We start from the raw sequence: 25,120 nt of genomic DNA, 5'->3' as shown, positions 1-25,120 counted from the left end.
GGTGTACGGCCAGCGGGGGTGGGCGCGGCCCAAGGTCGTGATCTGGCTGGACTCTCCGCTGGCGGGTGCGATCGCGGCGCGGACCCTCCTCTACGGGCACGAGCACCTCGGTGGAGATCCGGACGCGCACAAGGAGTGGGTGGGCGCGGCGACGGCCCGGCTGGAAGGGGCGTTCGGGACGTTCGACCGCCAGGAGCCCTCCGAGTTCGAAGAGGACCAGGAGTACGCGCCCAGGTGGCGGCTACCGGACGTGTCCTCGGCCTACCACCTCGCGTACGACATGGACGCGCCCGACCTCCAGGCCGTACTGCGACGTGTCGGTGAGCCTGCCTGGGCCGTCAACGGTGCGGTCGCCGGACGGTTCCAGCAGGAGGCGCTGGGGCCCGGAGACCCCGGACTCTTCGCCCAGGTCAGCGCCGCCGCGCACGCGCGCCTGCTGGAGGGCATGCGGCCGCTGTTCCCCGCGGAGCGGTGGGAGGCGGTGAGCGCCGCGGTGCGGGCGTGCGCGGACGCGCCGCGTCCCGGCCACTGGAAGCGGTGGCGCGAGGTGTGGGCGGCGGTGCGTGCGCCGCAGAACCACGCGCTGCTGATCGTGGAGGCGGTGCGCCGCGGGGAAGGCGGACCGCTGCTGCGCCTGGCACCGGCGGTCGGGTGGTGGTGGGCGCTCAACGATGTGGCGCTGCTGACCCCTCCGCCCGCCGAGGTCCACACGGACGACTCGGGCCGGCTCCACAGGGAGGACGGCCCGGCCGTGCGCTATCCGGACGGTTTCGCGCAGCACTGCTGGCGGGGCCAGGTGGTGCCGCCCGATCTCATCGAGCCCGGGTGGAGCGCCGCCGACATCGCGTACGGCTCCGACGAGGAGCTGCAGGGGCGGACGGTGGAGCAGCTCGGCTCCGCCTCGTACGCGGCCGTCCTCCGCGCCGCACGCGTCGTCCCGGATCTGCGGCGCTGTGCGTTGGAGCGTCTCGGCTGGCCCCGGTTCGCCGCGGAGGCACCGCTGGCGCGGGTCGGGGAGCCGGTGGCCGACCCCGGCGAGCCCGGCTGCGAGCTGGAGCTCTACGACGTCCCCGCGGCGGTGTTCGGGCGTGCGGCCCGGGTGGTGCTGCGTGCCGGAGGCGCCCGCAGCGGGGCCGCGTCGCTGGTGCCCACCGATGCGGTGGATCCGGTGGCCGCCGCGGTCTGGCTCGGGGACGGTATCCGCGAGCCTTCGCCGGAACCGGAGCTGCTGGCCCGCATCCGGCAGAGCGAGTCGCTCCAGGACACGCTCGCCGGGCTGGACTTCGAGATGACCCACATCTCGCACGTCGAGCACGTCGAAGAGATCCACCTGTACGGAGGGGCCCGGCTGGAGGCGATCGGCGGGCACGGTACAGGCGGAACCTACTTCCTCTGCGGTGACGGTCCCCGCCGTCCGGTGCTGTACGCCGACTCCGAGGGCGGCTACCAGGTGCTGGGACGCGACCTCACCGAGGCCCTTGAGTTCATGGTGAGCGCCGACCCCGGCGGCGGCGACCCGGAGGAGGCGGACGAGGAGGCCGCAGCGGAACTGGGGGTACGGCTGCTGTCACCGGAGGAGTACCGGGCGAGGCGGAAGCAGGCCGAGGCGATGGCGGCCGCCCTCATACCGGTGATGACCGCGGAGGGCAACGCCTACGAGCACCGTCCCACGACGTGGTTCCGGTGCGGGTGACGGCTCGGCGCCGTCCCTGGCTGTGGGCGTCCCTCGCCGTGGTGCTCGCCTTCCTGCTGACGGCCCGCGCATGCGGGGGCGGGAACAGCACGCTGCTGTGGACTCTGGACGGCCGGACGATCAGCGGCGGTGACTTCCTGCGGCCGACGATGTGGGCGACCGGGGCGACGCTGGCGATCACGCGGGCGCGGGAGGTGACCGGGTACGACGCCGCGACCGGTGAGGTGCGCTGGTCGGTGCCGCTGGCGGGCAGGGTGTGCGCGGCGTCGGCACGTCCGGCCGGTGACCGGGTCGCCGTCCAGTTCGGTCAGGGCAGGCATCGCTGTGACCGGGTCGCCGCCGTCGACCTGAAGGGCGGCCGGAAGCTCTGGGAACAGCCGATGCCCTCCGCCGAGCGTGTGGGGGAGGGCCAGGTCGTCGTCAGTGAGGACGTCGTGGTGGTGGACGAGGTCCACGCCACGGCAGCGTTCCGGCTTGACGACGGACGGCCGCTGTGGGACCGCAACAGCCGCGATGTGGATTGCGCGATCCAGGGACTGGCGAGCGGTCCCGCACTGGTGGCCGGGCAGACCTGCGACGCGGACAAGGGCAAGGTCCGCCGCGTGGAGGGGATCGACCCGGACAGCGGCCGGGCCCAGTGGAGGTACGACGCGCCTCCGGGATACGTGGTCAAGGCGATGGTGTCGAGCCGTCCCGTCGTCCTGGGGCTCGACGGCGACGGCCCGGGTGGGGACCGGTCGCGGTACGTGGTCCTCGGCCCGTCCGGCGACCAGATCACGAGCATCGACATCGCCGGAAAGTCCCCGCTGCTGTGTTACCGAGGCCCTCACCGATGCAACAACATCGTGGCCACCGGAGACAGCCTCTACATCAGGGCGAACGTCAGGCCGGTCAAGGACGAGAAGGAGCGGACGTTCGCGCCGGTCGCCTCCTTCGACCTGGCCACGGGCCGCGCGAGATGGAGCACCGAGAACCCGGGTGGCAACCACCTGTTCCCGGTCGGGATGGACGGCGGCCGGCTCATCGCAGCCCAGCCCAAGACTGCGGGCGGAGCAAGGGGCCAGCAGGGTGAGCCGCCGAGGCTCGTGTCGGTCGACCCCGCCACCGGCAAGACCTCGATCATGTGGAGCCTCACCCGCAAGTCCGACTTCAGGGTGCGCAGCGGGGCCGACCGCTTGTACGCACAAGACCGCTTCTTCCTGATGAAACAGCTCGTGACAGGCAAGGAAGGGACCGCGTTCCGAGCGTTCGGGAGGCCCGATGAGTGAGAACGACGCCCGGATGCGGTTCCGGGTGGCGCCGCGGTTCCGGGTGATCAGGCCGAGCCGCCGTTTCCGGCGGTGGGGGACGGTTCTCGTCTCGTTGGCCCTCCTGCTGCCCGCCGGCGCGTGCGGGGTCGGTGAGGAGGCGGTGCTGTGGAGCCTGAACGGCCGGGAGCTCAGGAGCGGCGAAGATGTGCTGCCGACGGTCTGGGCGACCGGGCCGACGGTGGGGATCGCGCGGGCGCGGGACGTGGCCGGGTACGACGCCGCGACCGGTGAGCGGCGCTGGACGGTGCCGCTGTCCGGTGAGGTGTGCGCGGTCTCGTCCCGTCCGGTGGGCGGGCGGGTCGCCGTCCGGTTCGGTGAGGAGCGGATCGGGTGCCATCGGGTCGCTTTGATCGATCTGAAGACGGGCCGGAAGGTCTGGGAGGAGACCATCACGCCCAACGATCCGATCCGGACGGGTCAGGTCGTCATCGGCGAGGGCGTCGTGGCGGTGGACTGGAGCTACAGCACCACCGCCTTCCGGCTGGACGACGGCAAGCCGCTGTGGACGATCGACAGCCGCGGCGCGGACTGCGAGATCGACGTCCTGTCGGGCGGTCCCGTGCTGCTGGCCGGGCGGACCTGCGAGGACGAGACCCGCAGCGTGCATCGGCTCGATCCGCGCAATGGCCGCCACGTGTGGAGCTACGACGTCCCTCCGGGCTACAAGGTCGAGGCGATGGCGACGACCCGCCGCGTCGTCCTCGGGCTCCGCGGCAGCGGCCGGGGCGTGTCGCGGTTCGTGGTCCTCGACCCGTCCGGCGCGCCGGTCACGAGCATCGACATGGACGGCGGGGACGAGGTGCGTTGCCACGACCGCCGGGACCTCGATCGCTGCATGAACGTCGTGGTCTCCGGCGACAGCCTCTACGTCAGACCGAAGGGGCGGTCCCAGGACAAGGACGCGCGTGCCGCGCCGGTCGTCTCCCATGACCTGACCACCGGCCGTGCCCGGTGGTCCACCGAGAACCCGGACGGCAACCACCTGTACCCGCTCGCCGTCGACGGCGACCGGCTCATCGCCGCCCAGCCCCGCAAGCCGGGCAGCGGCGGCAAGGGAGGCGGCGGTGGAGAGCCGCCCCGGCTCGTCTCGGTCGACGCCGCCGCCGGCGAGACGTCGATCATGTGGCGGCTCCCCAGCGGCCTCTATCTGAGCACCAGGTACGGCCGTCAGTACGCGCAGGGCAGACTCTTCCTGAACCAGACGTCCGTGACGCGCCACGACGATGACGACGTCGTGTTCCGCGCCATCGCGCAGCCGACCGAGTAGGGCCGGAGTCGGGGGCCGCTTCTGGCGTCCGTCCCGTCCTGGAGGTCGGGCGGACGGTCACGGGACCGTAAACGCGGGGCCAGCCGAGGTCAAGTCTGCGTCAGGGGACGTTCCGGCAATCGCGATGCGTGTTCATGTGGTGGCGTGACGTCACCATGCTCGGTGGGGCGAGGAGGAGGCCCCATGTCCCCGAAGCTCAGCGTCGTCGTGCCGTTCTGCAATACCGAGGAGTTCCTGCGGGAGTGCCTGGAGTCGCTGGCCGACCAGACGCTGCGCGACCTCGAAGTGATCATGGTGGACGACGGGTCCGCCGACAACGGCGCCGTGATCGCCAAGGAGATGTGCGCGAAGGACCCGCGGTTCCGGCTGGTGACGCGCGACAACGAGGGGCCCGGCCCGGCCCGCAACGCGGGGGTGCGGCAGGCGCGGGGGGAGTACCTCGCGTTCGCCGACGCCGACGACGTGGTGGACCGCGCGGCCTACACGCGGCTGGTCGGGTCGCTGGAGCGGACGGGGTCCGACATCGCGGCCGGGAACGTCCTGCGGATGGACGAGGACCGCAAGTGGCAGTCGCCCCTGCACGAAGGCGTGTTCACCAAGAACTGCCCGAGGACGCATGTGTCGTCCAAGCCGGTGCTCATGCGCGACAGGACGCCGTGGAACAAGGTGTACCGGCGCGGGTTCTGGGAGAAGGCGGGCCTGGAGTTCCCCACGGGCTACTACGAGGACCCGCCCGTCACCGTGCGCGCGCATGCGCTGGCCCGCTCGGTGGACCTGCTGAGCGACACCGTCTACTACTGGCGCAAGCGGCCGGGGTCCATCACAGGGGACCGCTACGACTGGGACAACCTCACCCAGCGCCTGCGGTCCGCGCGTGTACTGCGTGACGGGATGGCCGAGTACGCGCCCCGGCTTCTGGACGCCTACGACGAGTACGCCCTCGTCGACATAGAGCTCCGCACCGTGTTCGAGGCGCTGCCCAGGACTCAGGACGCGCACCGCGAGGAGCTCGTCGCGATCGGCGCGGACCTGGCGCGGCGGATCGGCCCGCGCCTTCTGAAGAGGCTCCCCGCGATGACGCGCCTCCAGGTGCATCTGCTGAGCCGCCGGATGCTTCCGGAGCTGCTGGAGGTGCTGCGCTTCGCCCACCTCCGGAAGGCGGCGGACGCGCCGAGGGTGCGGCGTGGCCTGCGGCCCCGGTGGTACGCGGAGTTCCCGTTCTTCGAGGTCGAGGAGCGGGCCGTCCCGCAGCACGTGTACGACGTGACCGACGAGCTGACGCCGGTCGCGGCGATCGACCGGGCCGAGTGGGTGGACGGGCGGCTCCGCATCGAGGGGCACGCCTACATCCGGCATCTGGACTCCTCGACCGAGGACGGCTCCCGCATCCGGGTGTGGATGGTGGCGGCGAACAAGCGCGGGCTCATGCGGGTGCCGGTCACGCGGGTCCGGAGGCCGGACGTGACCGCGCGGTCCCGGCAGTCGGCGGTCTCCTACGACTGGTCGGGGTTCGTCGCGGACATCGCCCCCGCGTCGCTGAAGCTGCTCGGGCGCTGGCGGGACGTCGACTGGGTGCCGTGCGTCGAGATCGTCAACCGGGGGCTGCGGCGGCGGTCCACGTTCGAGAACCCGCGGCTCACCGGGCGGCAGTGGCCGCACGACCGCGAATGCGCGCCCGGCGTGCTCGTCCAGGGCGTCGCGGGCAGGCAGCGGTTCGTCGTGCAGGTGCGGCGGACGGCGGCCGCCGTCGTCGGAGGCCATCTGGAGCGCGGAGAGCTGTGGCTGGACGGCTGGAGCCGCGCGCCGCTCGGCGACGCGCCGCACGTCGTCGCCGCCGCGAGGACGGGCCGGGCCACGGTCGCCGGCCAGATCGAACCTGTCGGCGAGGACGGATTCCGGGCCAGGCTGCCGGTCTCCGGGCTGGCCCGGTGCCCCGGCGACTGGGAGATCACCCTGCCGGGCGAGGTCAAGCCGTACCTGGACGAGGAACCGGCGGGCAGGGCGTTCCCGATTCCGGGCGGGGAGGTGGAACTCGCCAGGACGCGGCGGAGCACGCTCCGGATCGTCGTCCGGGGGCGGGTCCTCGCCGTGGACGAGGCCTCCTGGTCGTCTGACGGCGCCATCCACCTCGCGGGGACCTGCGCAGACCGCAAGGGACGGCCCGACTGCCTGATACTCAGGCGGCGGCGGTCCTCGGAGGAGCACACGGTCGCGCTGCACTGGGAAGGCGACCGTTTCACGGCCGCGTTCCCCCCGGCGCGTATGCCCGTACTCGGTCTGTCACGTCCCCTCGTCGCCGGCCGCTGGGACGTGTTCGCCGTCCTTGGCGGGAATGAAGAGCCGGTCGTCATCAGGCGCCACACCCTGCGCGACCTGCCGGAGCCGTTCGAGGCGGGCCTGCACAGGATCACGGTCCGCGCCCACAAGACCGACAAGCTGCTGTTGCACGTTGAGACGGCCCTGGACGATGACGAGCGCGGCGCCTACGCGCAGAGCCGGATACGGTCCGGGCACTACCGCCGCCACCTGAACCTGCCCGTCCGCGAGCTGGCCGTGTTCGACGCCTACAGGGGACGCCAGTACTCGTGCAACCCGCGCGGCATCTACGACGAGCTCCGCAAGCGCGGAACCGACGTGGAGTGCGTGTGGGTCACCGAGAACGGCCAGTTCGGTAAGCCGGCGGGGGCGCGGACCGTCCTGGCCGGTACGCGGGAGCACTACGAGGTCATGGCCCGCGCGCGCTACGTCTTCGGCAACTGGTCGCAGAAGGAGTGGTTCGCCAAGCGGGAGGACCAGACGTACGTGCAGTGCTGGCATGGGACGCCGCTGAAGAAGCTCGGATACGACGTCAAGAAGATGCCGTACAAGCGCGCCCAGGGCCGCGACTGGTGGGAGTACGACGTCCAGCACTGGGACCTCCTGCTCGCCCAGAACGCGTTCTCCGTGCCGCTGTTCCGGCGCGCGTTCGGCTACGACGGGCCCGTTCTCGAAAGCGGCTATCCGCGCAACGACGTCCTGAACAGCCCGCACCGGGACGAGATCGCATCGGCGGTGCGGCGGCGCCTGGGCATCCCGGAGGGCAAGCGAGTCGTCCTGTACGCGCCGACGTGGCGGGACGACTTCTCCCACGCGGTCGGCAGGCGCGCTTTCCGCCTGGAACTCGACATCGACAGGTTCAGGGCGGCGCTGGGGCACGACCACGTCCTGCTCCTGCGGACCCACTATCTCGTCACCGACCGCCCGAGGCTCCAGCCGGGGGACTGCGTGATGGACGTGTCCGTCTACCCCGACATCTCCGAACTGTTCCTCATCAGCGACGTGCTCGTCACCGACTACTCGTCGTCCATGTTCGACTTCGCCGTCACCGGCCGCCCGATGGTGTTCTTCACCTACGACCTGGAGCGCTACCGCGACCACGTGCGCGGTTTCTACTTCGACTTCGACGCCGAGGCCCCGGGCCCGATGCTGAGCACCTCCGCGGAGGTCGTCGACGCGTTGCGCGATCCGGGCGCGCTCGACACCGGCTTCCGGGACGCGCGCGCGGCCTTCGCCGCCCGGTACTGCCCGCACGACGACGGCCACGCCGCCTCCCGTGTGCTCGACCGGGTCCTCCAGCCCGACCACTGAAAACCCCACCACGGAGCCGCTCGTGTCACCCCAGATAAGCATCGTCGTCCCCTTCCGCAACGCCGAGGACCGCCTGTCCGCATGCCTGGAGTCGCTCGCCGGGCAGACCATGCGCGACCTGGAAGTGCTCATGGTGGACGACGGGTCGAGCGACGGCGGAGCGGTCGTCGCCAAGGACTTCGCCGAACGCGACGGGCGATTCACGCTGATCCACCCGTCCACCGGGATGTCGGCGGGGGACAGCGGTGTGGAGCAGGCCAAGGGCCGTTACCTGGCCTTCGTCGACGGCAAGGACGCCGTGCCCCCGTACGCCTACGAACTGATGATCGGCACGCTGGAGTCGACCGGATCGGACCTCGTCGGCGGAAACGTCATGTGCCTGGACGGAACGCAGGTCCGGCAGTCCCCGCTGCACAGCGTGCCCTACGCGATGACGGTGAAGGCGACGGACGCGACCCGCCACCCCGCCCTGCTGCAGGACAGGATGCTCTGCAACAAGGTGTTCCGGCGCGCGTTCTGGGACGCGTACCGCTTCACGGTCCCGGCGACCCTCGACGTGCTCGCGGCCATGCAGACCCACATCGTGGCCTCCTCGGTGGACGTGCTCGACAGCACCGTCTACTTCTGGCGCGAGCGTCCCGGGACGGCCACACGGGTCCGCCACGAGTCGGCGGACATCACCGAGCGGATGGCCACCCACGCGGCCGTACGGAAGTTCGTCGAGGACCACGCGCCGGAGCTGCTGGCCGTCCACGACATGTACGCGCTGGACCTGGACGTCCGCGCGCTGATCCTCGCTCTGCCCGGTGCCACGTGGCAGGAGCGGGAACGCCTCGTCGAACTGGGGGCCGAGGTCGTCGCCGCCGCCGACCCGTCCGCCATCGACCGGCTGGCGTCGATCAGGCGGCTGGAGACGTACCTGCTCCGCGAGCGGATGCTGGCCGAACTGCTGGAAGTGCTCCGCTTCGAGGAAGAGGAGCGGCTGCAGGACGTCCCCCTCGTCCAGCGAGGCCGCCTCCGGCCGCGCTGGTACGCCCGCTACCCCTTTTTCGACGATGTGGAACGCGCCATTCCCGAGGAGCTGTACGACGTCACCGACGAGATGCTCCTGTGGGCGGACGTGGACCGTGTGGAGTGGGATGTCGACACCCTCATCGTCGAGGGGCACGCACACTTCGACCGGCTTGACATGTCCTCGGCGACGGACTCCCGTATCCGCGTCTGGATGCGCGACGTCAGGACCGGCAAAGAGATCCGGCTGCCGGTGGAACGGATCCGCTGCGCGGAGGCGACGGCCCGATCCGACCAGTCGCTCGTGTCCTACGACTGGTCCGGGTTCTCCGTCCGGGTGGAGCCCGAATACCTGCTGGACGGCGACGAGTGGCGGACGGCCACCTACGAGCTGTTCGCCGAAGTGTCGACCGCGGGGCGCAAGGCCGTCCAGCGGCTCACGGCGATGGCCCCGGCCGTCCGGTGGACGGCCGCGCGGCAGGTGGACGAGCACGTGGCCGTCCAGCCGGCGGCGGGCGACGACGACGTGTTCGTCGTCCACGTCAAGCGCGCCAAGGCCGTCCTCACCGGGATCCGGCGCGACGGCGACCGGCTGGAGCTGACCGGCTGGACGCGGCGCGCCCTGGGCGCGGGCGCCGCCATCGTCGCCGCCCGCCGGCACGGCGGCGCGGAGGTCCGCGGCGAGGTGACGCTGCGCCAGTCGGCCGTGCTGCGCATGGCGGAGGGCACCGGATTCGACTTCAAGGCGACCCTCCCGATGGCCGACCTGAACTCCATCCCCGACGAAGGCGGCCACGTGTACGCCTACGGCGCGCACCTCCTGGACGCCATCGACTGGGACATCAGGCTGACCGGCGAGGGCGGGCCCCTGAGGCTCACCGTCGCCAGTAACGTCTCCGCCGTCCGGTACGCCCTTCCGGCTCGTTCAGAGCAGGGAGATGCGGGACCCGGCCGCGAGTTCGCCCTCACGCGCACCGCGTTCGGCAACCTGCGCGGAGTCGAGCGCAGCTTGCGGCCGGTGGTGACCGCGGCCGAATGGGACGGCAACGGTCTCCTCACCCTGACCGGTGGCTTCGCGGACCCCGAGGACCGGCCCGACCACTTCGTCCTGCGGCGGCACAGGTCGGGTGACCGGCACCGAGTCCCCGTCACCTGGGACGGAGACCAGTTCACCGCCTCGCTCACGCCCGCGACGGTGGCCGTGTTCGGGACCGACCTCCCGCTGCGCAGCGGAACCTGGGAGCTGGTGGCACGCGCGCGTTCCGGCGAGGTCGCCGTCGTCGTCGAACGTGAGTCGATCCCAGAACTGCCCGGCGGGCGGCGCAAGGGGACACACGAATTCGAGATCGACGTCCACCAGACGGACGCGCTCCTTCTCCACAGCCGCCCCGCCCTGGACGAAGACGAGCGCGGCAGGCACGCCCAACTGCTCCTCCAGCAGCGGGACTACCCCGTCTACCTGCGCAGCCCTCTCGCGGACGTCGCCGTGTTCGACTCCTACGAGGGGACCCAGTACAGCTGCAACCCGAGGGCCGTCTACGAGGAACTGATCCGTCGCAAGCCGAGCCTGGAAAGCGTGTGGGTCTCCAGAGACGGCCAGTTCGCGGTCGACGGCAAGGCCCGGACCGTCCTGGCCGGAAGCCGCGAGCACTACCGCGTCCTCGCCCGCGCCCGCTACATCGTCACCAACGTCGGGATGCCGCCCTGGTACGTCAAGCGGGACGGCCAGACCTACGTCCAGACCTGGCACGGCACCCCGCTGAAGCGCCTCGCCCGCGACCTGAAGGACATGCCCTACCGGCGCACGGAACGGCTCGACTGGATGGAACGGGAGGTCCCGCGGTGGGACCTGCTGCTTTCACCGAGCCCGTACGCCACCCACATCATGCGCCGCGCCTTCCAGTACGAGGGGGAGGTCCTGGAGACGGGGTATCCGCGCAACGACATCCTCAGCACGCCGGAGTGGGAGAGGATCGGGTCCCGCATCCGCAAGCGCCTGGGGATCCCCGACGGCAAGAAGGTCGTCCTCTACGCGCCCACCTGGCGGGACGACCGGCACCATGCGGTCGGCAGCCACGGGTTCTCCCTGGAACTGGACGTCGAGACCATGCGGCAGACCCTCGGCGACGACCACGTCCTCCTCCTGAGGGCCCACCATCTCGTCACCGACCGGGACGGCCCCACCACGGGCGAGTTCGTCATCGACGTGTCCCGGTACCCGGACATCGGCGAGCTGTACATGGCGGCCGACGTGCTCGTCACCGACTACTCGTCCACCGTGTTCGACTACGCGATCCTGGGCCGGCCGATCGTCCTCTACACCTACGACCTGGAGCGCTACCGCGACCATGTGCGCGGCTTCTACTTCGACCTGGAGGCCGAGGCCCCCGGGCCGGTCGTGACGACGTCCGCGAAGGTCGCCGAAGCGGTCAGGGAGGCGCCTGACAGCGAGGACCTCTACGCCGACGACTACGACCGCTTCTTCGTGAAGTACTGCCCGCACGACGACGGCCAGGCGGCGGTCCGGGCCGTCGACCGCATCTTCGGCCACATCCCGACGATGCCCGTTCCCTGACCCCGGACGCCCGTCCCCTGATCCCGGCGGAGGTCAGCCGGGGCGGCGGGCACGGGCGAACAGGCGGGTGCCGGGCCACGAGGCGAGCGGGAGGCGGCGTTCCAGCGCGGCGGTGAGGCGCAGCGCCTCGTTGGCGAGCGGGTGGAGCGGGGCCAGATCCTCGCGGCGCGCCGTCCGGTGCCTGAGAAGGCGCAGGAACGGCCGGACCAGGACGCCCCTGCTCCACATCCGCTCCAGCACCAGCCCGGCGCCCTCGACGAGCTCGGCGAGCGTGCGGCGCGAGTAGCGGCGGACCCGCCCGAGAGCCACGTCGTGCGCCGACCACAGGGCCATGTCGCATGGGACGGACACCAGCGCGATCCCTCCCGGCCTCAGCACCCGGGTGATCTCCGCCGCCGCCCGCTCGTCCTCCTCGACGTGCTCCAGGACGTCCAGCGCCAGCGCGAGATCGTACTCGCACGGCGGAAGCGGGAGATAGCGCGCGTCACCCTCGTACGCTTCGACGCCGTGCGCGCGCGCCAGCGCGACGGCGTTCGGGCTCAGGTCGATCGCCGTGGCGTCCCAGCCGTGCTCGGCGAGCACCCGGGAGCCCGTGCCCGACGCGGCCCCGATGTCGACGGCCGTCCCGGGAACGCTGATGCGCAGCAGCTCGGCGGACAGGATCGCGCGGCGCTCGCGGTACCACCAGTTGCCGTCCTCGATCCGCGCGATCCGCTGAAGCTCGATGGTGTCCACAAGGGACAAGCCGACGGCATCGGGGGCGGCGCGTTCCACCGGCACCGCCGTCCGGCGGTGAATCGTTGACCGGCGTTTGACGCCGGGCCGGGCCTCAGCGCTTCCTGCGCCGACGGCGGCGCAGGAAGCGGACCGCCACCAGCAGCGTGACCAGCCCGCCGACCGCCGGGACGGCCCGCTTGGCCACCGACGGGCCCGCGACCTCCAGCAGGTCGATCGCGTCGTCCTCCCGCGCCACCCGCAGCGGCCTGTCCCGCTTCTCCGCGGGCGCGGCGGCCGGGGCCTCCGGCGCGGCGGCGGTCTCCGGCGCCAGGTCCGGGACGGGCGCGACGACGTCCGCCGTGGCGGGCCCCGGCTTGTCAGCGGGCTCGGGCTTGTCAGCGGGCTCGGGCTTGTCAGCGGGCTCGGGCTTGCTCACGGCCTCCGGCTCGGCCGCGGGCGCCGCCTCCGGGGACACGCCGGACGACTCCAGCTCCTCCTCCAGCGACTTGGCGAACCGGTTGATGATCTTGGAGCCGACCTCGGACAGGATGTTGCGGCCGAACTGCGCCGGACGCCCCGTCACGTTCAGCTTGGTGTGCACGGTCACCCGGGTCGTGCCGTCCTCCTCGTGCAGCTTCGCCTGGACGGTCGCGGAAGCCGTCCCGGAACCGCGGGCCTCCTTCGCGGACGCCTCCAGCGTCACCGTGCGGGACGACTCGTCCGCCGAGACGATGCGCGCGGAGCCCCGGTAGGTGATGGTCATCGCGCCGACCTTCACCTTCATCCGGCCCTTGTACTCCTCGCCCTCGACCGAATCCAGGGTCGCGCCGGGCATGCACGTCGCCACGCGCTCCACGTCGAGCAGCACCGACCAGGCCTGATCCACCGGTACGGGGACGGTGAAATCGTGGTCGAGTTCCATGATCAGATGTCCTTATCGTCCGGAGACCTATGCCGCGACCCTACGGTGGCCGCCCTTCCGTCGCCAGTGGGACCGCCCCCGGCCCGGGATCGCGATCGTACCGCCCGATACCCGCCGGTGGGACGACCATGCGGCCGGATCTCCGCACCCGAAGACCCGGCCGCACGGCCGTCAGCCGGCGTCAGACGCCGGACGCCGCGCTCAGCGCCCGCGCGGTCAGCACCGTCGCCAGATGCGTCCGGTACTCCGACGACCCGTGCAGGTCGGTGGGCGGCTCGGTGCCCGCCGCGGCCTGCGCGGCGGCGGTCCTGAACGCGTCCTCCGACGCGGACCCGCCCCTGATCGCGATCTCCACCGCGTCCGCCCTGACCGGGGCCGGCCCCATGTTGGTCAGCGCGACGCGTGCCTCCTCTATCCCGTCACCGTTGCGGCGGACGGCGCACGCGACCCCGACGATCGCCCACGCCTGCGCCGTCCGGTGGAACTTCTCGTAGTGGACGCCCCAGCCGGAACCCAGCTTCGGTACGCGGATCCCCACGAGCAGTTCGTCGGGCTCCAGGGCCGACGTCATCCAGTCGACGAAGAACTCCGACGCGGGGATCTCCCGCTCACCGCCCGCCGACCGGGCGAGGAACACCGCGTCCAGCGCCAGCGCGACCGCCGGAAGGTCGCCCGCCGGGTCCGCGTGCGCCAGCGACCCGCCGAACGTGCCCCGGTGCCGGACGGCCGGGTCGGCGACCGTCTCCGCCGCCCGCGCCAGCAGCGGGACGTGCTCGCGCACCAGCGGATCGCGGATCACCTGGTGATGCGTCGCCATCGCGCCGATGACCAGCGCGTCGCCCTCGTCCCGGATCTCCCGGAGCGCGTCGATCCGGCCCACGTCGATCAGCGCCTCCGGGATGGCGAGCCGCATCCGCAGCAGCGGCATCAGGCTCTGCCCGCCGGCGAGCACCTTGGCGTCCTCGCCCGCGTCGGACAGCGCCCGGACGGCGTCGTCCACCGAGGCGGGCAGTGTGTAGTCGAACGTCGCGGGGATCACTGCGCACCTCCGGCCGAGCCGAGTCCGCCACCGGCACCGGGTTCGTCCGCCCCCGGTTTCGATTCACCGCCCGTTTCCCCTCGGAGGGCGCGCCAGACGCGTTCGGGCGTGCACGGCATCGGCACGTCCCGCACGCCGTGCGGGCGCAGCGCGTCGACGATCGCGTTGACGACCGCCGGGGTGGAGGCGATCGTGCCCGCCTCGCCGACGCCCTTCACGCCCATCGGGTTGGACGTGGCCGGGGTCTCGGTCCGGTCGGTCGTGAACGTGGGCAGGTCCGCGGCCGACGGGATCAGGTAGTCGGCCATGGTGGTCGTGGTCAGGTTGCCGTCCGCGTCGTACACGGCCTCCTCGTAGAGGGCCTGCGCGATGCCCTGGGCGAGGCCGCCGTGCACCTGCCCCTCCACGATGAGCGGGTTCACGACCTTCCCGACGTCGTCCACGGCCACGTACTTGCGGAGCTTCACCATCCCGGTCTCTGTGTCGACCTCGGCGGCGCACAGGTGCGTGCCGTGCGGGAAGGAGAAGTTGTCCGGGTCGAACGTGGCGTCGGAGTCCAGTGAAGGCTCGATGCCGTCCGGGAGGTCGTGCGCGGCGAACGCGGCCAGCGCGACCTCCTGGAGCGTCTTGCCCTCCTCCTGGACGCCGCGGACGCTGAACCGCCCGTCGCTGAAGTCGAGATCCTGCTCGGACGCCTCCAGAAGATGCGCCGCGACCTTGCGGGCCTTGTCGACCACCTTCTCGCATGCGGAGTACAGCGCGACCCCGCCCACGGCCAGGGAACGCGAACCGTAGGTGTCCATGCCCTTGGGTGAGACGGCCGTGTCGCCGTGCAGGACTTTCACGTCCTCGAACGGCACACCGAGCCGGTCGGCGGTGATCTGCGCCCACGCCGTCGCGTGGCCCTGGCCGTGCGGAGACGACCCGGTGACCACTTCGACCTTGCCGGACGGCAGGACGCGCACCGACGCGTGCTCCCAGCCGCCGGCGCCGTAGGACAGCGAGCCGAGGACACGGGACGGCGCGAGACCGCACATCTCGGTGAACGTGGACACCCCGATGCCCAGCTGGACCGGATCCTGCCGGTCACGGCGGTCGGCCTGCTCGGCGCGCAGCTTGTCGTACTCGAAGAGCTCCAGCGCCTTGTCCGTCGCCGCCTCGTAGTTGCCCGAGTCGTAGGTGAGGCCGGCGATCGTCTCGTACGGGAACTCCTCGTGGGCGATCCAGTTGCGGCGCCGTACCTCGATGGGGTCGACGCCCAGTTCGGCGGCCAGTTCGTCCATCATGCGCTCGATCGCGTACGTGGCCTCCGGGCGGCCTGCGCCCCGGTAGGCGTCCGTGGGCGTCTTCGTCGTGAAGACCCCCGTGCACGTGAACGACAGGGCGTCCATCTTGTAGATGCCGTTGAACATGAACGCGCCGAGCAACGGGATGCCCGGGGTGACGAGCATGAGGTACGCGCCCATGTTCGCGAGCAGATCCACCTTCAGGCCGCGGATCCGCCCGTCCCGGTCCGCGGCGAGCGTGAGCCGCTGTATCTGGTCGCGTCCGTGGTGGACGGTCATGTTGCCCTCGCTGCGGGACTCCGACCACTTGACCGGACGGCCGAGCCTGCGGGCGAGCAGCAGCGCGATGACCTCCTCCCCGTACACCTGGAGCTTGGAGCCGAAGCCGCCGCCGACGTCCGGCGCGACGACCCGGATGTGGTGCTCCGGGATCTCGGTGACGGTGGCCAGCATCAGCCGCAGGATGTGCGGGATCTGCGTGGCCGAGTACAGCGTGAAGTCGTCCCCGTCCGGGACGCACAGAACCGACCGCGGCTCCATCGCCGTTGGGATGAGCCTCTGCTGAACGTACTCGCGTTCGATGACGACCGGTGCGTCCCTCATCGCGGCGTCGAGATCCCCGTTCTCGAACACCCACGTGTAGGACTTGTTCGTCCCCAGGTCGTCGTGGACGAGGTCGGCGCCGTCCGCTAGGGCCGCCTCCATGTCGACGACGGCGGGCATCGGCTCGTAGTCGACGTCGATCTCTTCCAGGGCGTCGGCCGCCGCGTACTTGTCGCGGGCCACCACGCACGCCACCGGCTCACCGACGTAGCGGACCTCGTTCACCGCCATCGGCGGGTGCTCGGGATGCTTCATGTCGTCGGTGACGACCCACGCGCACGGCAGCGATCCCTGCTCCCCGGCGAGATCCGCACCGCTGAACACGGCGACCACCCCGGGACGGCCCTTCGCCTGGGACGTGTCGACGGCGGAGATCCTCGCGTGCGCGTGCGGGCTGCGCAGGAACGCCACGTGCAGCGTCCCCGCCGGCGTCATGTTGTCGGTCCACCGGGTCCGGCCCGTGATGAGCCGGGCGTCCTCCGACCGCTTGCGCGGGGAGCCGACCTCCCGGGCGGGGGTCTCGTTCTCGACCGCGGTCATGGCGTCACCTCCTGCCCGGCGGGATCGCGCATCTCACCCGCGGCGCGACGGACGGCCTTGACGATGTTCTGGTAGCCCGTGCACCTGCACAGGTTCCCCTCCAGGCCCTCGCGGACCTCCTCGTCGGACGGGTCGGGGTTCTCCCGCAGCAGATCGAGGGACGCCATGATCATGCCGGGCGTGCAGTACCCGCACTGGAGCGCGTGCTCCTCATGGAAGGCCTGCTGCATGGGATGCGTTCGGCCGTCCATGCCGAGGCCCTCGATGGTCGTCACGTCGGTGCCGTCCGCCTGGACGGCGAGAACGGAGCAGCTCTTCACGCTCATCCCGTCCATCAGGACGGTGCAGGCTCCGCAGTTGCTGGTGTCGCAGCCGACCGGGGTGCCGACCTTCCCCAGCCGTTCGCGCAGGTAGTGGATCAGAAGGACGCGTGGCTCGACGTCGTCTTCGTACGTCGAGCCATCGACCTCGACACGGATACGTGGCATTCGCTTCTCCCAGGGACGTCTCGGGGTGGACTTCGAGAGAGAGACGTCCCTGGCGGGGCTCGCTGGTCTGGCCACGTCATCGGGGCCCACCTCCGTGGAAGGCGACCCTACGAACCTATGCCGCGGTTGAATCCCGGACTAGCCCCCGACGTCGGTTATTACCGACATCTGAGAGAACGATGGCCACTAATGCACGCGGAGCAGAACGGGCCAGGTCTTCGGACCGACGACGCCGTCGTCGGTCACGCCGCCCCACCGCTGCACCGCCTTCACGGCCGCTTCGGTCGCGTCGTCGAACCGTCCGGTCATGCTGACCTCCGGGTGGCTGCGCGCCTGCAGCAGCCCCTGGAGGCTCTCCACGTGCTCGCCGCTGTCGCCCTTGTTCAGCTCCGGGAGCTTCTTCACCATGTCCTCCGTCCAGTTGCCTCCGCCGTAGGCGGGACGTCCGTAGCCGGCGATCACGCCGGAGCCGCGCACACGGCGCTTGCACGCGTTGTCGGTGTTGGCCTCGATGGTCTGGAGCCGACCGCCGCCGAGGACCTTCTCGACCACGCCCACGTGGTCGATCGCCCCGATGCTGTTGCTGGAGCCCCAGTCGAAGAACACGATGTCGCCCGGCTTGGCCTCGGTGACGTTCGCGGTCGTCCCGTTGTGCCAGCGCCCGATCTTCTGGAAGTCCTCGGCGTGCCAGGGCGTGTAGGCGCGGTCGCCTCCGGGGAGGACGGCGCTCGCGTTACCGCTGTGCCGCGCCCAGTACGTGACGGCCATGTCGCACCAGGCCGCGCTGAGGAACTCGTCCCCGTGCCTGGAGGCGTACTCCTTGGTGATCTTGTTCGGGCGGCCCGACATCCCGAGCGACTTGCGGGCCTCGGCGATCATCCCCGCGGCGCTCATCCGGCCCCCTCCCCGCGGAAGATCCCGTCGGCGTCGGGCTCGCCGTACAGCTCCCTGAGGACCTGCTCCTCGTCGGGCTCGGTGGGCCGGTGGACGCCGGGGTTCACGTCCACCTCGTCCATATGGGCTGCTTCTGTGCTGTTCGTTCGGTTCTCGGGGGTCACGTGCTTCTCCGTGAGCGTTCGCTTCGGCCGCCCCGTTGCGTGGGCGACTCCACACCGACCGTAACGGGATCACCCCGTAATTCTCCGGTTTTCGTCCCAAAATCCACCCAATGGCCGTGTCATCCTCCCTGTCGGGTAACACCTGCCACCGGCCCGTTCCGGGCGGGCGACCTGCACGGATTCCGGGGTAGAGGGCGCTTATGTTCTTCTTCTCTTCCCGGCTGGGCTGTGTGGGATCGCTGGCCGTGACGCTCGTCCTCACCTGGATCGCCTACCTGATCCTCAGCCGGTAGCGCAGGGCCCCCGGCGCGACCGTCAGCGGCGGGGGTCGAGGGTCTGCGTGTAGAGCACCTTGCCGTCCAGGTCCCGGAGGCTGACGGTCAGAGTCCTGGAGTGGGCGTCGATCTCCACGTGACCGAAGAACTGGTACCCCTCGGCGGGCGACGCGTTCGCCCGCGGCGGCGCCTTCACGAACTTGAGTTGGGGGCCGAACGTCCCGTCGAGCTCGTTGGGGCCGAAGCCGCCCGCGTTGAGGGGGCCCGAGACGAACTCCCAGAACGGGTCGAAGTCGGAGAAGGCGGCCTTCGAGGGGTCGTAGTGGTGGGCGGCCGTGTAGTGGACGTCGGCCGTGAGCCAGACCATGTTCCGGACCCGGTGGCGCTTGGCGTGGGAGAGCAGGTCCGCGATCTCGCGCTCGCGGCCCAGCGGCCGGCCGTCGTCGCCCTGGGCGGTGCCCTCCTGGGCGGTGCCGTCGGGGACGATCAGACCGATGGGCAGGTCGGCCGCGATGACCTTCCAGGTGGCCTTCGAGCGGCGGAGTTCGCGCTTGAGCCAGGCCGCCTGCTCGGCCCCTAGCAGGCCGTTCCTCTGCGTCGGGGACGTGTTGGCGCCGTTCGCGTCCTTGTAGGAGCGCATGTCGAGCATGAAGACGTCCAGGAGCGGCCCGTAGGAGATCTTCCGGTAGAGGCGGCCGGAGCGGGCGGTCCTGACCGGGGTGTACTCGAACATCGCCCTGCGGGCGCGGGCGGCCAGGACGTCCACGCGCTTCTCCGTGTACTCGGGCAGGTCGAGGATCTCGCCCGGGTACCAGTTGTTGACGGTCTCGTGGTCGTCCCACTGGTACAGCATCGGGACGCGGGCGTTGAACGCCCGCAGATCGGCGTCCTCCAGGTTGTAGCGGAACTGCCCCCTGTACTCGGCGACGGTCTGCGCGACGGCCGACTTCTCCGGGGTCACGATGTTGCGCCACGTGCGGCCGTCGGGGAGCTCGACCGTCTCGCTGAGGGGGCCGTCGGCGTAGACGAGGTCGCCACTGCACAGGAAGAAGTCGGGGTCGGCGGCGCCCATCGCCTTGAAGATGCGGTAGCCGCCGAAGTCGGGATTGATGCCCCAGCCCTGGCCGGCGAGGTCGCCCGACCAGACGAACCGGATGTCCCGGTGGCCGCGGTGGTGCTCGCCGGGCGCGGTGCGGAGGCGGCCCGTGGCCGGTTCCGAGACGTCCCCGTTGCGGTCGAGCCCGGCCAGCCGGACGCGGTAGTGGATCTCCTCACCGGGCGGGAGGCCGCGCAGGAGCGTCTTGCCGGTCAGGTCCGTGTCCGGGGTGAGGACGGGCCCGCGAACCGTACGGGCGTCCCGGAAATCGGGACGGCGGCTCACCTCCACCAGCATGCGGGCGGGACGGTCGGAGCGGACCCACACCACGCCCTCGCGGGCGGTCACGTCGCCGCTCTGGACGCCGTGGGTCGGCCGCGGGCGCCCTGAGCGGAGCAGGGTCGGGCTCGCCGCGGGGCGAGCGGAGGCCGGCCCGCCGCCGGCGAGCAGGGCGGCGGCCGCCCCGCCGGTCGTGACCAGGCCACCGCGCAGCACGCTTCGACGGTCCATCGTGGGCTCCGTTCCTTGATCCGATTCCGTGCGCATGTTCTCCGTGCCGGGCGGCCTCCGCGTGGCGTTCCGGTGATCGGCTTGACAACCCCCGGTTACCGAGTGTCTTCTTGTACGCATGCCAGCGCCAGTGTCTCCCGGCAGCCCCGTGGCCCTCGGCCGCGTGGCCAGCGCGCTGTGTCCTTCGTGTTGTCGCTGACACCGATCCCTGTCCAGCCGACACACGTTCGCGAAGGACCTTTCCGTGGTTCCCGATCTCACCATGCGTGGCCAGGACGATCCGCACGGCCGCGCGGTCACCGCCCGTCCGCCCACCGTCGGGCAGCTCGCCGGCCGTGTCCGTGACCTCGCCGGACGTCCCGAGGAGTGGTGGCGGCTCGTCGGCTTCGACGCCGCGAGGCCCGCGCACGTCCACCTCGACGACCAGGTGTGGCTCACCACCTGGCCGCCCGGCCACGGCGGGCCGGTCCGCGGGCAGGTCAGCACGCTCGTCGCGGGCGAGCTGGCCGAGGTGGTGATCGCCGAATGCGGGGTCACCGAACGCCCGCTGCGCGCCAACCGCGTCCGGGTGCACGGGCACGAGGGAGCGGGGAACGCGCTGACGAACCCCGGTCCGGCGTTCGCGGTCAGCCTGCACGCCGGCGCGCCGGTCCCCGGAGAGCGCGGTCAGGACTCCGACAGGTAGCGGGACGCCGCCTCGCGCCCGATGAGCGGGAGCAGCACGAAGTAGGTGAGGGACGGCAGCAGCGACGGCAGCTCCTCCGCCTCGCCCGTCTCCGTCTGGACGTGTATCGCGCTGTAGATGCCGCCCACGATCGCGTCCACCACGGAGACCGGGACGGGCGCGAGGGACGGGGCGTCGAAGAACGCGCGGAACCGGGTGAGGTTGCCGATGCGCGCCTGCCTGACCTTCGGGCCCGCCGCGTTCACCTCGACCAGCGCGGCCCGCGCGAACCGCGGCTCGCGGGCCAGGGCGGCGAGCAACGTGCGCAGCGCGGCGTGGATCCCGTCCGGCCAGGTCGGCGCGGCGTCGTACACCTCCGTCATGCGGGCGAGCAGGATGTCCATGCCGCGCTGGTAGGCGGCGAGGAAGCACGCGTCCAGGTCCGTGAAGTGCGCGTAGAAGGTCTTCTTCGTGACCCCCGCCGCCTCCGTCACGCCGCTGATCGTCGTGTGGGCGAAGCCGCGCTCCGACACCACCTGGACGAACGCGTCGATGAGCCGCTCGCGCTGGATGCCGGCGACGGTCTCGGGGGACAGGCCGTGCCGTCCCGGCTTGATGGCGCGGTCCGGGTCCAGCGCGGAACGGGAGCCGGGCAGCACCTCGGTGCCGCACGTCTCGGGCGTGCCGGGCTGACCTGACATCTGACCTCGCTCTGATCCCCAGTCGTCGAGGTCAGGGTACTTCGCGTCCCCGGCGCGCGGGGGCGCCGGGTCACCGCAGGTCGCGGCGGCGTCCGCGGGTCAGCACCCGGACGGTCCCGACCAGCCCCAGTCCGATCAGCACCACCGGGGCGAGCGTCGCCGGGGCCAGCAGCCGGTCGTCGGTCAGGCCGTCGGCGAGGAACAGGCCCGCGAGGGCGAGGAAGAACAGGCCCGTGACGGGCCCCGCCGGGTCGAACCGGCGCCGCCGCTTCCCCTGCCGCTCAGCCACGGAGCACGTCCACGTCCGCGACCTTCCCGCGTATCCGCAGATCGATCACCGGAGGGTCGCCGCCCGGTCCTCCCTCGGGCTCCAGGACCTCGGTGCTCGTGACGTTCGGGCCGCTGGTCGTCTTGCTGCCGACGCGCAGGTCGCCGAGCGTGATCTTCGCGTCCACCCTGACGCGCGCGGTGGAGGGCACCCTGATCTCGATCCCGCCGAGCATCACCTCGGCGTTGATCGTGACGCGCTGCCCGGCGGCGACCGGGAGGGAGGTCAGGTCGAGCGTCCCCTGCCCGGCGCCGACCCGGTACTCCCGGGCGGCCTGCGCGGCGTCCACGGGACGCCACTCGACCTCGCCGTACTCGGCGTTGCGCGGCAGGTCGCCCGCGACCGACGTGGTCAGCATCGCGAGGGAGAGCACGGTGCCGGCGGTCGCGAGTCCCCGCGTCCGGAGCCAGCCGCCGAGGACGAGCCCGACCCCGACGACGGCGAGCGCGGGGGCCATGACGATCAGCCACGAGTCCGGGGCGGGGTACGGCTGCGCGACCGGGATCATCGCCGCGCCCGCGGCCATGGCGGCCAGCAGCGTGATCGTCGCGGTGGGGGAGCGCCGGCAGGGCTCCTTCTTCGCCGGCGCCTCCGCGGACGGCTCGTCGTCCGGCAGGGCGTCGGCCTGGGCGGCCGAGTGCGCGGCGCTGTAGGCGGCGAGGTCGACCATGCCGCCGGGCAGCCGCCCCCCGTCCGGCGGTGGCGGGGGCTCCGGCGGCGTGTCGCCGTGCCGGAGGCCCGCGTCCTTGGACCCCGCGTCCTTGAACAGGGAGACGCTGCTGACCGTGACGTCCTCGGACCGGGTCCACTCGGCGGCCGGTTCCGGCGGATGCCCGGCGAGCCGCTCCGGGACGGACCGCGCCGCCCCCACCAGGTTCACGCCCCGCGAGTGCGCGACGAGCATCACCAGCCCGAACAGCACCAGGACGGCTATCGCGTCGGTGGGGACGCCGCCGAACAGGCTGAACACGACTCCCGCGCACAGCAGGGCGCCGAGAATCGTCATGACCGCAGCGGCGTCGAACCACCGCTTGAAGAGCTGCTCCGCGAGCGACGTCTCACCCGGGCTCGCGGGCATCAGCAGGGCCGCCGCCACGTAGAGGATGACGCCCTGCCCGTGGGCGAGGACCAGGAGACCGAACCCCACCCGGTAGACCACGGGATCGATGCCGGTGTAGCGGCCGAGGCCGGTGCACACGCCGACGAGGACGCGGCGTTCGGCGTCCCGCGCCAACCGTTCGTAGCCCCCGGCGGCCTGCCCGCGTTCCGCGCCGCTCCCGACGTCCTGCTCCTCACTCATGGTCCCATCGTGACGGGCGGAGGACCGTGCGCGGTATCGGGGACACCCCTGACCCGACCCTGAGGCAAGGCCGGGGTGGTGCCCTGATGCGGTTCGCGGTACGGCGTGTGACCATCGATAACGTGGCAGAACCTTGGGAAGGACGGCGGTGAGCGAACAGACGGCCGGGCAGCCCGGTGCCGCGCCGCCCCGACGACCGGGAGCGCCACCGCCCGCGCCGCCGGACGGGGAGCCGGCCGCGGCGCCGGCGGCGCCGCGGCTGGAGCGCGCCGCCGAGGGCAGGCTCATCGCCGGCGTGTCCCGCGGCCTCGCCGAGCACCTCGGCGTGGACGTCCTGATCGTCCGCGCGGCGTTCGTGCTGCTGACGATGGCGGGCTTCCTCGGCATCGCCGCGTACGCCGCGTTCTGGATCCTCGTGCCCGCCCCCGAGAAGCCCGAACGGGCACCCGGCCGGCGCCGCGGGCGCGACTGGGGGCAGCTCCTGGCCTATTCGGCGGTCACGCTGGGCCTGGTGGCGCTGCCGTGGGGCGCGGCCGGGGTCGTCCAGTGGGCGCTGTGGCCGTTCGTCATCGGCGGCGTCGGCGCCGCGATCCTGTGGCAGCAGGCCGACCGCGACCAGCGGCAGCGCTGGACGCTCCCGCTCCGCCAGCGGTGGCTGCGCAGCCTGCTCGGGCTGCTGCTCGTCGTCGGCGGGATCGGCGGCGTCGTGGTGCAGAACGTCGAGGCCGCCCAGGCGCGGTCCGTCATCGTCGCCATGCTGATCATCCTCACCGGAGTCGCGGTGATCGTGACGCCGTGGGTGGTGCGGCTCTGGCAGGACCTCGACGCCGAGCGGCACGAGCGGATCCGGTCGCAGGAGCGGGCCGAGCTCGCCGCGCACATCCACGACTCCGTGCTGCACACGCTGACGCTCATCCAGCGCAACGCGCACGACTCCCGCGAAGTGCAGCGGCTCGCCCGGTCGCAGGAGCGGACGCTGCGGACCTGGCTCTACCAGCCGCGCGCCGACCCCGACCAGAAGTTCGCCGCGGCGATCAGGGAGCTGGCGGGGGAGGTCGAGGACGACCACGGCGTGCCGATCGAGATCGTCTGCGTGGGGGACACGGCGCTGGACGAACCGCTCGGCGCGGCGCTCCAGGCCGCGCGGGAGGCGATGGTGAACGCCGCCAAGTACGCCGAGGCCCCGTCCGTCTCGGTGTACGCCGAGGTGGAGGGCGACGAGGTCGCCATCTTCGTCCGCGACCGGGGCAAGGGATTCGACCTCGACCAGGTCCCGCAGGACAGGATGGGGGTCCGGGAGTCCATCATCGGACGTATGGAGCGCAACGGCGGCAAGGCCACCGTCCGCACCGAGCCAGGCGAGGGCACGGAAGTGCGTTTGGAGATCAAGAAATCGTGAGCGGTCCGCTGAACAAGGTCGTGCTGGTCGACGACCACCAGATGTTCCGTACCGGGGTCAAGGCCGAGCTGGGCGGCGGCGTCGAGATCGTCGGGGAGGCGGGCGACGTCGACGAGGCGGTCTCGGTGATCCGCGGGACGCAGCCGGACGTGGTGCTGCTGGACGTCCACCTGCCCGGCGGCGGGGGCATCGAGGTGCTGCGGCGGCTGCACGGCGCGGTCTCGTCCAAGTTCCTCGCGCTGTCGGTGTCGGACGCGGCGGAGGACGTGATCGGCGTCGTCCGGGGCGGGGCGCGCGGCTACGTCACCAAGACCATCTCGGGGCCGGAGCTGACCGACGCGATCGGCCGGGTCGCCGAGGGCGACGCCGTGTTCTCGCCGCGCCTGGCCGGTTTCGTGCTGGACGCGTTCGCCGCCACGGACGTCCCCGCCGTCGACCCGGAGCTGGACCAGATCACCCAGCGGGAGCGGGACGTGCTGCGGCTCATCGCCCGCGGCTACGCCTACAAGGAGATCGCGAAGGAGCTGTTCATCTCGGTCAAGACCGTCGAGACGCACGTCAGCAGCGTCCTGCGCAAGCTCCAGCTGTCGAACCGGCACGAGCTGTCGCGCTGGGCCGCCGCCCGCCGCCTGGTGTGACGCGCGACCTTCCGCCGGATATGGGACAGTCGCTCCCCATGACCTACCCTCCCCCCGCGCCCGGTCATCCGGG

Annotated in this window: 19 protein-coding genes; 8 read left to right on the top strand and 11 right to left on the bottom strand. The window is 71.8% G+C overall.

Features of this window, described 5'->3' with window-relative positions; translation table 11 throughout:
- The 5 genes from E1281_RS40325 to E1281_RS18005 all read left to right on the top strand — a co-directional run.
- The coding region (locus tag E1281_RS40325; RefSeq protein ID WP_347813291.1) for a DUF6745 domain-containing protein at positions 1-1,693 on the top strand (1,693 nt) is incomplete at its 5' end.
- Positions 1,684-2,961 carry a PQQ-binding-like beta-propeller repeat protein gene (locus E1281_RS18020; protein ID WP_165958984.1) on the top strand — a complete coding sequence of 426 codons (1,278 nt, stop codon included), beginning with the start codon at positions 1,684-1,686 and terminating at the stop codon, positions 2,959-2,961. The genes E1281_RS40325 and E1281_RS18020, both read left to right, overlap by 10 nt.
- Positions 2,954-4,270 carry a PQQ-binding-like beta-propeller repeat protein gene (locus E1281_RS18015; protein ID WP_131879647.1) on the top strand — a complete coding sequence of 439 codons (1,317 nt, stop codon included), beginning with the start codon at positions 2,954-2,956 and terminating at the stop codon, positions 4,268-4,270. Before E1281_RS18020 ends, E1281_RS18015 begins: the two co-directional genes overlap by 8 nt.
- Before the next feature lie 183 nt (positions 4,271-4,453).
- On the top strand, positions 4,454-7,897 hold the full coding sequence (locus E1281_RS18010) for a bifunctional glycosyltransferase family 2 protein/CDP-glycerol:glycerophosphate glycerophosphotransferase (protein ID WP_131879645.1): 3,444 nt from the start codon (positions 4,454-4,456) through the stop codon (positions 7,895-7,897).
- A gap of 22 nt (positions 7,898-7,919) precedes the next feature.
- Complete coding sequence (locus E1281_RS18005) at positions 7,920-11,483, top strand: bifunctional glycosyltransferase family 2 protein/CDP-glycerol:glycerophosphate glycerophosphotransferase (protein WP_131879643.1); 3,564 nt, start codon at positions 7,920-7,922, stop codon at positions 11,481-11,483.
- Between the two features lie 33 nt (positions 11,484-11,516).
- Here the strand turns inward: E1281_RS18005 and E1281_RS18000 are convergent, their stop codons facing one another.
- The 8 genes from E1281_RS18000 to E1281_RS17970 all read right to left on the bottom strand — a co-directional run bounded on the left by E1281_RS18000 (position 11,517) and on the right by E1281_RS17970 (position 20,017).
- Positions 11,517-12,218, bottom strand: coding sequence for a class I SAM-dependent methyltransferase (locus tag E1281_RS18000; protein ID WP_131879655.1), 702 nt, complete (start codon positions 12,216-12,218; stop codon positions 11,517-11,519).
- Positions 12,219-12,312: 94 nt separating this feature from the next.
- Entirely contained in the window at positions 12,313-13,122 is an 810-nt protein-coding gene (locus tag E1281_RS17995; RefSeq protein ID WP_131879641.1) for an SRPBCC family protein, read from the bottom strand.
- Between the two features lie 181 nt (positions 13,123-13,303).
- Positions 13,304-14,161, bottom strand: a complete 858-nt coding sequence (locus tag E1281_RS17990; RefSeq protein WP_131879639.1) for a xanthine dehydrogenase family protein subunit M — start codon at positions 14,159-14,161, stop codon at positions 13,304-13,306.
- The gene (locus E1281_RS17985) at positions 14,158-16,590 is read right to left on the bottom strand and encodes a xanthine dehydrogenase family protein molybdopterin-binding subunit (protein WP_131879637.1); all 2,433 of its coding nucleotides are present in this window, start codon (positions 16,588-16,590) and stop codon (positions 14,158-14,160) included. Before E1281_RS17985 ends, E1281_RS17990 begins: the two co-directional genes overlap by 4 nt.
- On the bottom strand, positions 16,587-17,078 hold the full coding sequence (locus E1281_RS17980) for a (2Fe-2S)-binding protein (protein ID WP_131879635.1): 492 nt from the start codon (positions 17,076-17,078) through the stop codon (positions 16,587-16,589). Before E1281_RS17980 ends, E1281_RS17985 begins: the two co-directional genes overlap by 4 nt.
- A gap of 186 nt (positions 17,079-17,264) precedes the next feature.
- Positions 17,265-17,972: a peptidoglycan-binding domain-containing protein gene (locus E1281_RS17975; RefSeq protein ID WP_131879633.1), complete on the bottom strand. Its 708-nt coding sequence runs from the start codon at positions 17,970-17,972 to the stop codon at positions 17,265-17,267.
- Positions 17,969-18,094, bottom strand: coding sequence for a hypothetical protein (locus tag E1281_RS42590; protein WP_279433622.1), 126 nt, complete (start codon positions 18,092-18,094; stop codon positions 17,969-17,971). The genes E1281_RS17975 and E1281_RS42590 overlap by 4 nt, the downstream gene beginning before the upstream one ends.
- Positions 18,095-18,451: 357 nt before the next feature.
- Positions 18,452-20,017, bottom strand: a complete 1,566-nt coding sequence (locus E1281_RS17970) for an alkaline phosphatase D family protein (RefSeq protein ID WP_243717067.1) — start codon at positions 20,015-20,017, stop codon at positions 18,452-18,454.
- A 244-nt stretch (positions 20,018-20,261) separates the two neighbouring features.
- Between E1281_RS17970 and E1281_RS17965 the strand changes: the two genes are divergently transcribed.
- Positions 20,262-20,702, top strand: a complete 441-nt coding sequence (locus tag E1281_RS17965) for a cysteine dioxygenase (RefSeq protein WP_243717066.1) — start codon at positions 20,262-20,264, stop codon at positions 20,700-20,702.
- On the opposite strand, the gene E1281_RS17960 is transcribed toward E1281_RS17965, so the two are convergent.
- The 3 genes from E1281_RS17960 to E1281_RS17950 all read right to left on the bottom strand — a co-directional run bounded on the left by E1281_RS17960 (position 20,684) and on the right by E1281_RS17950 (position 23,010).
- Positions 20,684-21,382, bottom strand: a complete 699-nt coding sequence (locus E1281_RS17960) for a TetR/AcrR family transcriptional regulator (RefSeq protein WP_131879629.1) — start codon at positions 21,380-21,382, stop codon at positions 20,684-20,686. The two genes, E1281_RS17965 and E1281_RS17960, sit on opposite strands and share 19 nt — an antisense overlap.
- Positions 21,383-21,452: 70 nt before the next feature.
- Positions 21,453-21,671 carry a hypothetical protein gene (locus tag E1281_RS17955; protein WP_131879627.1) on the bottom strand — a complete coding sequence of 73 codons (219 nt, stop codon included), beginning with the start codon at positions 21,669-21,671 and terminating at the stop codon, positions 21,453-21,455.
- Positions 21,664-23,010, bottom strand: coding sequence for a PspC domain-containing protein (locus E1281_RS17950; protein WP_165958983.1), 1,347 nt, complete (start codon positions 23,008-23,010; stop codon positions 21,664-21,666). The genes E1281_RS17955 and E1281_RS17950 overlap by 8 nt, the downstream gene beginning before the upstream one ends.
- Positions 23,011-23,269: 259 nt before the next feature.
- On the opposite strand from E1281_RS17950, the gene E1281_RS17945 reads away from it, so the two are divergent.
- Positions 23,270-24,409: an ATP-binding protein gene (locus tag E1281_RS17945; RefSeq protein ID WP_243717071.1), complete on the top strand. Its 1,140-nt coding sequence runs from the start codon at positions 23,270-23,272 to the stop codon at positions 24,407-24,409.
- The gene (locus E1281_RS17940; RefSeq protein ID WP_279433621.1) at positions 24,406-25,047 is read left to right on the top strand and encodes a response regulator transcription factor; all 642 of its coding nucleotides are present in this window, start codon (positions 24,406-24,408) and stop codon (positions 25,045-25,047) included. Before E1281_RS17945 ends, E1281_RS17940 begins: the two co-directional genes overlap by 4 nt.
- Positions 25,048-25,120: the final 73 nt, after the last annotated feature.

This window comes from Actinomadura sp. KC345 (assembly GCF_004348515.1).
Taxonomy (GTDB): Bacteria; Actinomycetota; Actinomycetes; order Streptosporangiales; family Streptosporangiaceae; genus Spirillospora.
This window is presented reverse-complemented; position numbering and strand designations above follow the sequence as displayed.

Bases quoted from the DNA above. Each gene is read 5' to 3' on its own strand.
- E1281_RS17950 (WP_165958983.1), bottom strand. From the start codon at position 23,010: ATGAGTGAGGAGCAGGACGTCGGGAGCGGCGCGGAACGCGGGCAGGCC.
- E1281_RS17975 (WP_131879633.1), bottom strand. From the start codon at position 17,972: ATGAGCGCCGCGGGGATGATCGCCGAGGCCCGCAAGTCGCTCGGGATG.
- E1281_RS42590 (WP_279433622.1), bottom strand. From the start codon at position 18,094: ATGGACGAGGTGGACGTGAACCCCGGCGTCCACCGGCCCACCGAGCCC.
- E1281_RS17960 (WP_131879629.1), bottom strand. From the start codon at position 21,382: ATGTCAGGTCAGCCCGGCACGCCCGAGACGTGCGGCACCGAGGTGCTG.
- E1281_RS18010 (WP_131879645.1), top strand. From the start codon at position 4,454: ATGTCCCCGAAGCTCAGCGTCGTCGTGCCGTTCTGCAATACCGAGGAG.
- E1281_RS18015 (WP_131879647.1), top strand. From the start codon at position 2,954: ATGAGTGAGAACGACGCCCGGATGCGGTTCCGGGTGGCGCCGCGGTTC.
- E1281_RS17985 (WP_131879637.1), bottom strand. From the start codon at position 16,590: ATGACCGCGGTCGAGAACGAGACCCCCGCCCGGGAGGTCGGCTCCCCG.
- E1281_RS17995 (WP_131879641.1), bottom strand. From the start codon at position 13,122: ATGGAACTCGACCACGATTTCACCGTCCCCGTACCGGTGGATCAGGCC.
- E1281_RS17970 (WP_243717067.1), bottom strand. From the start codon at position 20,017: ATGGACCGTCGAAGCGTGCTGCGCGGTGGCCTGGTCACGACCGGCGGG.
- E1281_RS17980 (WP_131879635.1), bottom strand. From the start codon at position 17,078: ATGCCACGTATCCGTGTCGAGGTCGATGGCTCGACGTACGAAGACGAC.